The organism is Bradyrhizobium genomosp. I (2014), from assembly GCF_000261685.1.
GTDB lineage: Bacteria > Pseudomonadota > Alphaproteobacteria > Rhizobiales > Xanthobacteraceae > Bradyrhizobium.
The window spans coordinates 1-12346 of the sequence record NZ_AJQE01000330.1 but is presented as its reverse complement, the minus strand read 5'-3'; the positions used below and the strand labels follow the sequence as shown (position 1 = coordinate 12346).

Sequence of the window (12346 nt, the reverse complement as noted above, 5' to 3'; positions counted from 1 at the left end):
GCGACGGGCGGATACTGATGTATTCGTACCACATTGTTGCCGAATTGCGACAATTCCACGGCGCAGCCCCCGCGGCGGAGGGGCACAATCCACAGGCCGATCTTTGGCGGCCTAATCTGCGGGAACGGATTCCGGCCGCTGCGGCTTGACCGGGATGGACAGATTCTTCCTCGGGGTAATGGTTTCCGCCGTTCTGCTGCTGATCGTGGCCGCGGACCTCCTGGTCAACGGCCCCGGCCTGCAGGAGCCGACGGCCTACGCCGCGCGCGTCCTGCCGTCCACGGGCGCAATCATCAGGTGAATGTGTTCGCCGCCACCTGTGGCGGACGGTCCGATTCCTGACCGCGGAACAATTCGGCGCCACTGGACTTCTGCTCACCGCGTCAGCCACAACGGCCAGCGCGATCCGGACAGGCTCAGCTCCGCTCTGGTAGGGGGAGCTGAGCCACCGTCGGCTTCGAGAGCTACCCCCCGCTCCGATAAACCTGGATATCGAGATCCCGGATCTTCTTCCGCAGCGTGTTGCGGTTGAGGCCGAGCAGGTCGGCGGCGCGGATCTGGTTGCCGCGGGTGGCGGCCAGCGCGGCCGTGAGCAGCGGCACCTCGATCTCCTTGAGAATGCGGTGATAGAGGCCGGGCGGCGGCACGCCGTTCGGGAAGCCCTGGAAGTGCGAGGACAGATACGCCTCCACCGCGCCGCCGAGATTGTCGACGCCCTGCTGGACCGCGGCGCCGGGGCTGACCGAGGGCGGCGCCAGCTCGCCGTCGATGACGGAGGCCGTGATCACGTCCTGCGGATAGAGTGCGGCGAGGCGCCGGGCGAGATTTTCCAGCTCGCGCACGTTGCCGGGCCAGCGGTGCTGCTTCAGCCGCTCCAGCGCCAGCGCATCGAGCTTCTTCGGCGGCAGGCCGTCCTTCTCGGCCAGCGCGAAGAAGTGACGCACGAGATCCGGCAGATCCTCGATGCGCTCGCGCAACGGCGGCAGTCGCAGCGGCACGACGTTGAGGCGGAAGAACAGATCTTCGCGGAACAGGCCCTGCTGGATCAGCACGCGCAGATCCTTGTTGGAGGCCGCGACGATGCGCACGTCGGTCTTGATCGGGGTGCGGCCGCCGACGGTGGTGTACTCGCCCTGCTGCAGCACGCGCAAGAGACGGGTCTGCGCCTCCATCGGCATGTCGCCGATCTCATCCAGGAACAGCGTGCCGCCCTCGGCCTGCTCGAACCGGCCGGAGGCGCGCGTGTTGGCGCCGGTGAAGGCACCGCGCTCATGACCGAACAATTCGGACTCGATGAGATCGCGCGGGATCGCCGCCATGTTGACCGCGACGAACGGGCCGTTGCGGCGCTTGCCGTAATCGTGCAGCGCGCGCGCCACCAGCTCCTTGCCGGTGCCGGACTCGCCCGTGATCATCACGGTGAGGTCGGTCTGCATCAGGCGCGCCAGCACGCGGTAGATTTCCTGCATCGCCGGCGAACGGCCGACCAGCGGGATCGCCTCCATCTCGGCGTCCTCGTCCGGCGTCGAGGTCCGCTCCTTCGGCTCGGCCAGCGCGCGGCCGACGATGGCGATCAGCTCCTTGAGGTCGAAGGGCTTCGGCAGATATTCGTAAGCCCCGCGCTCGGAAGCCCGGATCGCCGTCATGAACGTGTTCTGCGCGCTCATGACGATGACGGGCAGATTGGGCCGCATCTTCTTGATCCGCGGCAGCAGGTCGAAGGCGTTTTCGTCCGGCATCACCACGTCGGTGATGACGAGATCGCCCTCGCCCTGGCTGACCCAGCGCCACAGCGTTGCGGCATTGCCGGTCAGCCGCACTTCGTAACCGGCGCGGGACAGTGCCTGATTGAGAACGGTGCGGATGGCGGTATCGTCATCGGCTACGAGAATGCTACCTGCGGGCATCGTTGGTCCTCATTTTGCCCCCTGTGACGCAGGCGACGACTTCCCGGCAGAGTCGGCGCGACTGCTTTGATCGGCATGTTTCACCGATGTGGAATACATCGGCATCAGCACGCGGAAGGTGGTCTTGCGCGGCTGAGATTCGCATTCGATAATGCCCCCGTGATCGCCGACGATCTTGGCGACGAGCGCCAGGCCGAGACCCGAGCCGGTCTGCTTGGTGGTCACGAACGGGTCGAACAGGTTGGGCAGCAGATCGTCCGGCACGCCTGGTCCGTTGTCCTTCACGCAGAACTCCAGCGGCAGGGATACCCTGGATTTTTGACCGGGGACTGACAGGCGGACGCCGGGACGGAAGGCGGTGGTGAGCTGGATCTCGGCGTCGGGAACGTCGATCAGGGCTTCCGCGGCGTTCTTCACGAGGTTGAGGAACACCTGAATGAGCTGATCCTGGTTCGCCAGCACCGGCGGTAGCGAGGGATCGTAATCCTCGATGAAGCGGATGTTGCGGGCAAAGCCCGACTGCGCCAGCCGCTTCACATGGTCGAGTACCGAATGGATGTTGACGGGGCCGCGCACCACGGGCCGCTCGTCGCCGAACACCTCCATGCGGTCGACCAGGGTCACGATGCGGTCGGCCTCGTCGCAGATCAGCCGCGTCAGCATGCGGTCCTCGGACGAGGCCTGCTGCTCCAGAAGCTGCGCCGCACCGCGGATGCCGGACAGCGGGTTCTTGATTTCGTGCGCCAGCATCGCAGCCAGCGCGATCACCGAGCGCGCCGCGCTGCGATGGGTGAGCTGGCGATCCATCTTGTCGGCGATGGTGCGCTCCTGCAGCATCACCACGATGTGGCCGGGCCGCTCGGTGAGCGGGGCCACGTGCAGATCGACCTGGCGGTCGCCGCCCATGCGCGGCGTGCCGAGATCGACCTTGTATTCGTTGACCGGCGAGTTCGACGAACGCACCTGGTCGATCAGCGCCAGCAAGGGGCTGCCGAACGGCACCAGCTCCTTCAACGACTGCCGCTTCAGGAATTGCGTCGAGATCTCGAAGAAGGCTTCGGTCGCGATATTGGCGGCGACGATCTTGCCGTCCGGCCCGATCATGAGCACGGGATTGGGCAAGGCATCCAGGATTGCGTCGCTGTCGGACTGAAGCGGCCGACGATGTTCAGCAGCCGAGCTCATGCAGCAGCGCTCCATGCGAAGTCGTCGAAGGCGTCTTGCAGTGAATCGTGAACGAGGCGCGGATCCTCCGAGACCAGGATCTTTTGGCGCCAGGATTTCAGCTTCTCGGCCGGCGCACGGCTCGCCTGCGCTGCGACGTCGAGCGCCCAGCTCAGATGCTTGCGGGCATGCCTCAGTCCGACGCGCAGGCCATAGAGCGCGCAGACGCCATCATGGAGCGTGCGAACATATTGCAACTGCGTCGCGAGCGAGGGCACGGCTTCCTCAGCCCCGCCCTTCAGGCGGCGGCCGATCTGGCCGGGCAGCCAGGGCTGGCCCTGAGCGCCGCGGCCGATCATCACCGCGTCGGCGCCCGAGGCCTGCAATGCCGCGAGCGCCTTCTCGTAGGAGGTGATGTCGCCGTTGACGACGAGCGGAATGGCGATGGCCTCGCGCACGGCGCGGATCGCATCCCAATCGGCCTCGCCCTTGTAGAACTGGCAGCGGGTGCGGCCATGGACGGTGACGAGCTTGACGCCGGCGGCTTCCGCGCGCCGCGCCAGCTCCGGCGCGTTGCGCGTGCGGTCGTCCCAGCCGAGCCGCATCTTCAGCGTCACCGGCACTTTCACCGCCGCGATCGTCGCATCGATCAGGCTGACGGCATGGTCGAGGTCGCGCATCAGGGCCGAGCCGGACTGGCCGCCGGTGACGTGGCGGGCCGGACAGCCCATGTTGATGTCGATGATATCGGCACCTTCGGCTTCGGCGATCCGGGCGCCTTCGGCCATCCAGTGCGTCTCGCAGCCGGCGAGCTGGACCACGTGTGGGCCGATGCCGGTGGCTTCGCAGCGCAAGCGAGACATCCGATGGCCATTGGCGAGCTCATCGCTCGCAGTCATTTCGGACACGACAAGACCAGCCCCAAGGTCGGCGGCCAGCCGGCGGACGGGCGAGTCAGTCACACCCGACATCGGCGCCAGGAAGACCGGGGTGGCGATATCAATATCGCCTATTTTCAACGGCTTAGAGCCGGATATTGCCGAGCCGGTCACGGGGGTCTCGTTGACTGGACAGGGCCTCATCGCGCCTGCCATGACCTATCTTGCGCACAATTCTTGTGCAGTCAAGCGTCATGCCTACAGTTTAGACAGTTCTGCAAATCTTTCAAGTGCAGTGCAGCAAAATGCTGTTTCCCACAATCCGGGGAAACCCCTTTTTTTGCGGGCCTGCCGTGCTAGAGGCATGCCGGCAATCACCACTCCCGACTCTTTGACGAGCAACTGAGTATTCGAGTCCTATGGCAAAATCACAGCGCACCGCAGTCGTCCTCGTCGCAGCCGGGCGTGGACTGCGCGCAGGCGCCGGCGGGCCGAAGCAGTATCGCGAGATCGGCGGTGTGCCCGTGATCTATCGCGCCATGGAGGCCTTCAGCCGCCATCCGGACGTATCAGCGGTGCAGCCGGTGGTGAACCCCGACGACAGCGCCATGTTCACCGCAGCGGTCGCAGGGCTCAGGCACGAGCCGCCGGCCAATGGCGGCGCGACGCGGCAGGCTTCGGTGCTCGCCGGCCTCGAGGCGCTGGCGAAGCACGAGCCGGACATCGTCCTGATCCACGACGCGGCCCGCCCGTTCGTCTCTGAAGGCGTGATCTCGCGCGCGATCGAAGCGGCGAGCCGCACTGGCGCTGCGATCCCGGTCGTGCCCGTCACCGACACCATCAAGGTCACCGGTGACAGCGGCAATGTCGAGGACACGCCGGATCGGGCGCGCCTCAGAATCGCGCAGACGCCGCAATCCTTTCGTTTCGACGTCATCCTCGAGGCGCATCGTCGCGCCGCCAAAGACGGGCGCTCTGATTTCACCGACGATGCCGCCATTGCCGAATGGGCGGGATTGACGGTTGCAACCTTTGAAGGCGATGTTGCCAACATGAAGCTCACCACTCCCGAGGATTTCGTGCGCGAGGAAGCGCGCCTGGCGAGCCTGCTCGGCGACATCAGGACCGGCACGGGCTACGACGTGCACGCCTTCGGTGAAGGCGACCATCTCATGATCTGTGGCGTGCGCGTGCCGCACACCAAAGGTTTCCTCGCCCATTCCGACGGCGATGTCGGCCTACATGCGCTGGTGGATGCCATCCTCGGGGCACTGGCCGACGGCGACATCGGCTCGCACTTTCCGCCGAGCGACGCGAAGTGGAAGGGCGCCTCCTCCGACCAGTTCCTGAAATACGCCATCGAGCGCGTCGCCCAGCGCGGCGGCCGCGTCGCCAACCTCGAGGTCACGCTCATCTGCGAGCGGCCGAAGATCGGCCCCTTGCGCGATGCCATGCGTGCGCGCGTCGCCGAGATCTCCGGCGTCGACATCTCCCGCGTCGCGGTCAAGGCGACCACCAGCGAGCGGCTCGGCTTCACCGGCCGCGAGGAAGGCATCGCGGCCACCGCGAGCGCCACCATCCGCCTGCCGTTCAACGAAAAGACCCGGAGCGTCTAGGCCATGGGCGGCAGCGACGCACGCGCCCTCTCCCGCTCGCTGCTCGATCTGTGCCGGATGCGCAAACTGACGATCGCGACCGCGGAGTCCTGCACCGGCGGCCTCGTTGCCGGCGCGCTGACCGATATCCCCGGCTCCTCCGACGTGATCGACCGCGGCTTCGTCACCTATTCCAACGACGCCAAGCGCGCGATGCTCGGGGTCGAAGCGAGCACGCTCGCCAATTTCGGCGCGGTCAGCAAGGAGACCGCAACCGCGATGGCGATCGGCGCGCTGGAGCGCGCCGATGTCGATCTCGCCGTCGCCATCACCGGCATTGCCGGTCCCGGCGGCGCCACGCCCGGCAAGCCGGTCGGCCTGGTGCACTTCGCCGCCGCCGCGCGCGACGGCCGCATCGTCCATCGCGAGCAGCGTTTTGGCGCGATCGGCCGCAGCGCCGTGCGCGCCCGCTCCGTGGTCGAGGCGCTGCGCATGCTGATGGAGCTAGCCCGCGGTCCGCAAGTCGCGGCCAAGCCGCGACCCGCCGCCGCAAGCCGCCTGCGCCCGCGCGTGACTCGCTCGCCGCGCCGGCACGCGGTGAAGCGCAGGCCGCCGCGTTCGCCGCGGGGCTGAACCGTCCCTCAAAGCGCGATGCGAATCGCTGCATGGCGCCGGACGGACACCGACCGATCGCAACAGCCGGATCGCGTGGATAGCATGAATGGGGCGACGTGAAACCCGGGCATTGACCGGCTGGAGTTCCAGGCTCACTGCGTGTCCAGCTATTGCGCCGCGCGCTCGACCCGATGGACCACGGGGAGCTTTTGCTCGATCGCCTTCGCGAGCACCGTCCCCGTGGTCCGTCCGAGCTCTTTCGCGATCGTCGCAATCGGCTTGGTGCCTGCAAGCTTCCTGAGCCGATCGAGGTCTTCCTCGCTCCACGATTGCTTCCAGCGCGCCATCTAGACAGTCCCGCTCCAAAAGCCCCGCGCCCGACTCGGATTCTCGTTGAACATCTCATGAAATACAACCCTTAAAGGCGTACCGCTCGCGGCAAGCGGTGTTCCGTCGCTGCTCCAGGTCTCGGCCCGATCGCCTTCGCCCTCTACCAGCCCTTGCGCTGCCCGTCGGCCAAAACACCCAACCACCGGGTCAATTGCCTCGCGCAAAGATTTTCGCCTTTACAGAAATTCTGATTTATCGCATTATCCTGCCACCTCATCCCGGTCAGAGGGGCGTATCGCGATCGTCACGACACGCGGGGTGAGCTGCGGTGGACGCAGGCAGCACCGGCGCGAGAGGCGTCGCAGGGCGGGCAACCGTGAGCGATGGCCAGCGCGCATACGACCGGTGCTGTCGGCGTACGGCAAAACCGTGTCGTCCTAGCGCCCGGGGTCTGTGCGCCAAGTCTTGCGGTGATGTGGCGGCCCGACCGGGCGCGCGCATCAGTCATCCGCAAGGCGACGGGGGCAATAGTGCATCGCTCCCCGGGGAGAGCTCGGCATAAGCCGTCAAACCACTGCGCAGGGAAGGCCGGTTGTTGGGCCTCACCTGTATGCCGCTGTGCAGCTTCTTGTAGCGCAACCTTCGCACAGTGGACCGCGGGTGCCCGGCCGGCATCCGGCCTTCCCTGCGCCCTTGTGACAAAAGAGGGGCGACACGACGCAAAGCTCGGGCAGCAACTGCCGCGAGGCCACAGCGCTATGCCTGGTTTTCAAAAAAGCACGCAGGTCCCGTCGAATTCGATCGGAATTGCGAATGCGGACGGCGCGACCAAACGTCATCACACGCATCCGAACTTGCGCGAGAGAATATTGGCGCAATAATGCCGCTGTACGATGTGATCCGGAATCAACCGGACCAGTACTGTGGAGGGCGACGAAAGTGCTCGCTCGCGCCGTGGCTTCGGCCGCCGTGATTGTCACCTTGGCTGCCGCTGGCGGTGCGGCCGCACAGACGGCCAATCAGCCGCCGGACACGATGGCGGCGCGGGTCGAGGCCTGCACGCCCTGTCACGGCAATCAAGGCGAAGGCACCAATGACGTCTATTTCCCGCGGCTTGCCGGCAAGCCGGCCGGCTATCTCTACAACCAGCTTATTGCCTTCAAGAATGGCCGGCGAAAATACCCGCCGATGAACTATTTGCTCGAATTCCTCCCCGATCCGTACCTGCAGCAGATGGCCGACTACTTTGCGGATCAGCATCCCGCTCTGCCGCCCGTGGCAGCAAGCGATGCAAGCAAGGAGGTGCTGCAGCACGGCCAGTCACTGGTGTCGCGGGGCGATCCGCAGCGCCAGGTTCCGGCGTGCGGGAGCTGCCATGGCCCGGCCCTGACCGGAATGGAGCCGGGAATTCCGGGTCTGCTCGGACTGCGCCCGAACTACATCAGCGCGCAGTTGGGAGCCTGGCGCTATGGCACGCGCACGGCGACAGCGCCGGACTGCATGCAGCAGGTCGCTGCCCGGCTTACCGAGGAAGACGTGACGGCGGTCGCGGCATGGCTCGCGAGCCGCCCAGCGCCTGTGAACATCGCGCCGGCCCCGAAGGGCACGTACGTGCTGCCGTTCGCCTGCGGCAGCGAACCGGACTGAGGAGACGGAATTGCGATCGTGTTCACCAATCCTTGCCGTGTGGCTGTTGCTCTTCGCCGGTTCGTCCGCCGAGGCGCAGCCGAAGCCTGGCCCGGACGGCCACAGCCTCGTCGCGCGCGGTGAATATCTGGCGCGGGCCGGCGACTGCATCGCCTGCCACACGGCGCCCGAGGGGCGCACCTTCGCCGGCGGACGCGCCATGCCGACGCCTTTCGGCACCTTGTATTCCTCCAACATCACGCCGGATCGCGACACCGGGATCGGCAAATGGACTGCCGAAGACTTCTACAAGGCGATGCACTACGGCCGCTTTCCGGACGGCGGATTGATGTATCCGGCAATGCCGTTCGCGTCGTACACCAAGGTCACGAGAGCCGATACTGAGGCGATCTTCGCCTATCTGAAGTCAATCCCTGCCGTGAGCCAGCGCAATCGTGAGCACGATCTCCGCTTCCCCTATTCGAACCGGCAGTTGATCCTCGGCTGGCGCACGCTTTACTTTTCGGAGGGCGAGTTCAAGCCTGACCCGACCAAATCCGCGGAATGGAATCGCGGCGCCTACCTCGTCGAGGGCCTCGGCCATTGCGGCATGTGCCATTCGCCCATCAACGCGCTCGGCGGCACCTCGCAATCGGAGGCCTTCAAGGGCGGCCTGATCCCGATGCAGAACTGGTACGCGCCCTCGCTCACGTCAAATCGCGAGGCTGGGCTCGGCGACTGGAGCATCAAGGACATCACCGACCTGCTCCAGACCGGCGTCTCCATGCGCGGCGTCGTCTACGGCCCGATGGCCGAGGTCGTGCACAACAGCCTGCAATATCTCAACGATGAGGACACCAGGGCGATGGCGGTGTACCTCAAGAGCATTGCGGAGCCCTCGCCTCCGTCGCCGGCAAGCTCGAGGCTGCCGACCACCGAAAGCAGCCTGCTGATCAGCCTCGGCAAGACCGTCTACGACAAGCACTGCGCGAGCTGTCACGGCACGCAGGGCGAAGGCAAGCCGCCGCACTGGCCGCCGCTCGCCAACAATCAGTCGATCGAGATGCAGTCGGCGGTCAATCCGATCCGCATGGTGCTCAATGGCGGCTATCCGCCGGGCACCAAGGGCAATCCGATGCCCTACGGCATGCCACCCTTTGCGGGACTTCTATCCGACAACGAGATCGCCGCCGTCGTCTCCTATATCCGCACCGCCTGGGGCAATCGCGGCACGCCGATCTCGGCACGCGAGGCCAACGAGCTGCGGTCTGCACCGCTGAACTGAGAGACGCCAGAGATCCGTCATGATCAATTCCGATCCGCCGACCAGCCCAGCCGCCGCCGACCAGGCCGTCGAAGAGGTCGTCGCACAAGGCCCGTCCGGTGCGATCGTGGTCGCCGGCCTCGCCACCGCCTGTGTGGTCGCGATGTGGCTCGCCTTCTACCTGTTCGTCTTCCTGCCACGCGGGCCGCTGCAATGAGCGCAGAGGAAATCCATCCCGACAGCGCCGAGGTCGCGGCCCGCATCGAGCGGCGCTGGGCCACTATTGCCGTGATCATCATCGTTGGCATGGCGCTGCTCGCGGCATTCGCCGGCATCCATCGTGCAACCATGCCGCAACCGCGCGTCGAGACCACCGATCCATCGCGGTTGCATCTCTCCGGCGAATTCGTCGAGAGCAATCTCGGCAGCGTGCTGGAGGCCAATGGCAATGTGACCGTGCGCGCGATCGGGCAGCAATATTCCTTCACGCCGGCCTGCATCCTGGTGCCCGCGGACACGCCGATCACGCTGCGCGCCACCAGCGCCGATGTCGTGCACGGCATCCTGATCCAGGGCACCAACGTCAACACCATGCTGGTGCCGGGCTACATTTCCGAGCAGCTCATGCGCTTTACCAGGACCGGCGACTATCTGATGCCCTGCCAGGAGTTTTGCAGTTTTGGTCACGAAGGCATGTGGGGCAAGGTCAAGGTGATCGACAAGACCGAATTCGCCGGCCGCGCGAAGGGCGGCGGGAGGCTGAGCTGTGTTGGCCAATAGGAAGCTCATCCTCGCCCATTTCTGGCTGGCCTTCGCGGTGTTTGGCGTCGCGCTCACGCTCGGCGCCTGGCAGATGTTCATCCGCAGTCCGATCGGCACCTGGCTTTCGAACCCCGAGCTCTATTACCGCTCGCTGACCGCGCACGGCACGGTGATGGGCTACGTGTTCCCGACCCTGGTCGCGATGGGATTCGGCTACGCCATCAGCGAGTCCGCGCTGGAGCAGCGCCTGGTCGGCGTCCGCTGGGCCTGGGCCGGCTTCTGGCTGATCGTGATCGGCAGCATCATGGCGGTGGTCCCGATCGCAATGGGGCGCGCCTCCGTGCTCTACACCTTCTATCCGCCGCTGATCGGGAACGTGTTCTACTATCTCGGCGTGGTGCTGGTCGTGGTCGGCTCCTGGATCTGGGTCGCGCTGATGTCGATCAATCTGCGCGTCTGGCGCAAGGCCCATCCCGGCGCGCCGGTGCCGCTCGCCATGTTCGCCAATGTCGCGGGCTCGTATCTGTGGGCATGGACTGCGGTCGGCGCGGCTCTCGAGCTGTTGCTCCAGATCATTCCTGTTGCGGCGGGACTGAAGGCCACCATCGACGCCGGCCTGGCGCGGGTGTTCTTCTCCTGGACGCTGCACGCCATCGTCTATTTCTGGCTGATGCCGACTTACATCGCCTATTACACCATCGTGCCGCGCGCGATCGGGGGCCGGGTCTACTCCGACAGCATGGCGCGGATCTCCTTCATCCTGTTCCTGGTGGTGGCGATGCCGATCGGCATGCATCACACCTTTGCCGATCCGCAGGTCGGCGCCGGCTTCAAGTTCATCCATTCGGCTTTCACAGCGCTGGTGGCATTGCCGACGCTGCTGACCGTGTTCACGATCTGCGCCTCCGTCGAGATCGCCGCACGCCTGCGCGGCGGGCGCGGCATGTTCGGCTGGATCAGAGCCCTGCCCTGGGACAATCCGATGATGCTGGCGCTCGCGTTTTCGTTCGTCATGCTCGGCTTCGGCGGCGCCGGCGGCCTCATCAACATGAGCTACCAGCTCGATGCCTCAATCCATAACACGCAGTGGATCACCGGCCATTTCCACCTGATCTTCGGCGGCGCCATCGTGATCATGTATTTTGCGATCGCCTATGATCTGTGGCCGCATCTGACCGGGCGCGAACTGATCGAGCTGCGCCTGATCCGCACCCAGCTCTGGCTGTGGTTCATCGGCATGATCGTCACCACCTTCCCGTGGCACTGGGTCGGCATTTTGGGCATGCCGCGCCGCATGGCCTATTTCGACTTCAGCGATCCCGCGATCGCGCCGCAGGCGCTCTCCGTCACCTTCTCCGCGATCGGCGGCTTCATCGTGCTGGCCTCGGGCATCCTCTTCCTGGTCATTCTCGCGCGCGGCATGCGCGCACCCGAGGCTGCGGCCGGCCCCTATCGCTTTGCGCTGGCCGTGCACCAGCCCGCGACCGTGCCTGTCGCGCTCAACACCCATGCGCTGTGGGTGGCGCTGATGATCGGCCTCACCATCACCAATTACGGTTACCCGATCCTGACGCTGGCGCTGACCGAAGGCACCTCGGTGCCGGCCGTCTATGTGGGAGCGCAGTGATGAGCGCCCGCGACCTCTTTAGCTTCCGTAACAGGCATTTCAGGATCGGCGTCGGCATCACCGCGGCGATCCTGATCGTGACCGCCATTGCCGGGTTCATCGTGCTGCCCTTCGCGCAGCCCTGGGTGCAATTCGCCAATGTCTGGGACGCGATCTGCAGCGCCGCCGGCGTGCCGCAGCGCGCCCCGACCGTGGCGGCGCCGGAGGAGACCGTGCGCCTGTCCGAGGTCGTGCTCACCTCGAGCACCTTGTCACGATCGAACCAGGAGGCGATCGGCCGCGGCGCCACGCTGGCGCAGCGCTGCGCGATCTGCCACGGCCCCACAGGCATCAGCCGCGCGGACTCGCCCAATCTCGCCGGTCAATATGCGGCCGTGATCTACAAGGAGCTGCACGATTTCCGCTCAGGCGCGCGCACCAATGCCGTGATGTCGCCGTTCGCGATCAACTTGACCGACCAGGAGATCGCCGATCTCTCGATGTACTACGCCTATCTGCCGCGGCTTCCGGCCTATCACCCGACGCCGCAGCTCCCGAAACCCAACATCGTCATCTACGGCGCGCCGATGCGCGGGATC

At 65.8% G+C, this 12346-nt stretch carries 13 protein-coding genes; 9 read left to right on the top strand and 4 right to left on the bottom strand.

Going from position 1 to position 12346, the window contains the following annotated elements:
* Positions 1–154 precede the first annotated feature (154 nt).
* Positions 155–301 carry a hypothetical protein gene (locus IC50_RS42640; RefSeq protein WP_193374170.1) on the top strand — a complete coding sequence of 49 codons (147 nt, stop codon included), beginning with the start codon at positions 155–157 and terminating at the stop codon, positions 299–301.
* Positions 302–464: 163 nt separating this feature from the next.
* Here the strand turns inward: IC50_RS42640 and ntrC are convergent, their stop codons facing one another.
* From ntrC to dusB, 3 genes are read right to left on the bottom strand one after another with little or no spacing between them, the layout of a single operon-like run.
* Positions 465–1907, bottom strand: coding sequence for a nitrogen regulation protein NR(I) (ntrC, locus tag IC50_RS29650; RefSeq protein ID WP_028174062.1), 1443 nt, complete (start codon positions 1905–1907; stop codon positions 465–467).
* Between the two features lie 9 nt (positions 1908–1916).
* Complete coding sequence (locus tag IC50_RS29645; protein ID WP_035713228.1) at positions 1917–3092, bottom strand: two-component system sensor histidine kinase NtrB; 1176 nt, start codon at positions 3090–3092, stop codon at positions 1917–1919.
* Positions 3089–4090 (bottom strand): tRNA dihydrouridine synthase DusB, encoded by a 1002-nt coding sequence (gene dusB, locus IC50_RS29640; protein ID WP_085974024.1) that lies wholly within the window; start codon positions 4088–4090, stop codon positions 3089–3091. Before dusB ends, IC50_RS29645 begins: the two co-directional genes overlap by 4 nt.
* Positions 4091–4368: 278 nt before the next feature.
* On the opposite strand from dusB, the gene IC50_RS29635 reads away from it, so the two are divergent.
* Entirely contained in the window at positions 4369–5565 is a 1197-nt protein-coding gene (locus tag IC50_RS29635; protein ID WP_035713152.1) for a bifunctional 2-C-methyl-D-erythritol 4-phosphate cytidylyltransferase/2-C-methyl-D-erythritol 2,4-cyclodiphosphate synthase, read from the top strand.
* A 3-nt stretch (positions 5566–5568) separates the two neighbouring features.
* A complete protein-coding gene (locus tag IC50_RS29630) occupies positions 5569–6177 on the top strand; it encodes a CinA family protein (RefSeq protein WP_035713148.1) in 609 nt (202 codons plus the stop codon).
* A 149-nt stretch (positions 6178–6326) separates the two neighbouring features.
* On the opposite strand, the gene IC50_RS29625 is transcribed toward IC50_RS29630, so the two are convergent.
* Positions 6327–6506 (bottom strand): hypothetical protein, encoded by a 180-nt coding sequence (locus IC50_RS29625; protein ID WP_035713145.1) that lies wholly within the window; start codon positions 6504–6506, stop codon positions 6327–6329.
* Positions 6507–7428: 922 nt separating this feature from the next.
* On the opposite strand from IC50_RS29625, the gene IC50_RS29620 reads away from it, so the two are divergent.
* The 6 genes from IC50_RS29620 to IC50_RS29595 all read left to right on the top strand — a co-directional run.
* A complete protein-coding gene (locus IC50_RS29620; protein WP_035713143.1) occupies positions 7429–8136 on the top strand; it encodes a c-type cytochrome in 708 nt (235 codons plus the stop codon).
* 43 nt (positions 8137–8179) lie between these two features.
* On the top strand, positions 8180–9400 hold the full coding sequence (locus IC50_RS29615; protein WP_440588152.1) for a cytochrome c: 1221 nt from the start codon (positions 8180–8182) through the stop codon (positions 9398–9400).
* 19 nt (positions 9401–9419) lie between these two features.
* Positions 9420–9596: a hypothetical protein gene (locus tag IC50_RS42635; RefSeq protein WP_035713137.1), complete on the top strand. Its 177-nt coding sequence runs from the start codon at positions 9420–9422 to the stop codon at positions 9594–9596.
* On the top strand, positions 9593–10159 hold the full coding sequence (locus tag IC50_RS29605) for a cytochrome c oxidase subunit II (protein WP_035713135.1): 567 nt from the start codon (positions 9593–9595) through the stop codon (positions 10157–10159). Before IC50_RS42635 ends, IC50_RS29605 begins: the two co-directional genes overlap by 4 nt.
* On the top strand, positions 10146–11768 hold the full coding sequence (locus IC50_RS29600) for a b(o/a)3-type cytochrome-c oxidase subunit 1 (protein ID WP_035713132.1): 1623 nt from the start codon (positions 10146–10148) through the stop codon (positions 11766–11768). The genes IC50_RS29605 and IC50_RS29600 overlap by 14 nt, the downstream gene beginning before the upstream one ends.
* On the top strand, positions 11768–12346 hold a 579-nt coding region (locus IC50_RS29595; RefSeq protein ID WP_035713131.1), incomplete at its 3' end, for a c-type cytochrome. The genes IC50_RS29600 and IC50_RS29595, both read left to right, overlap by 1 nt.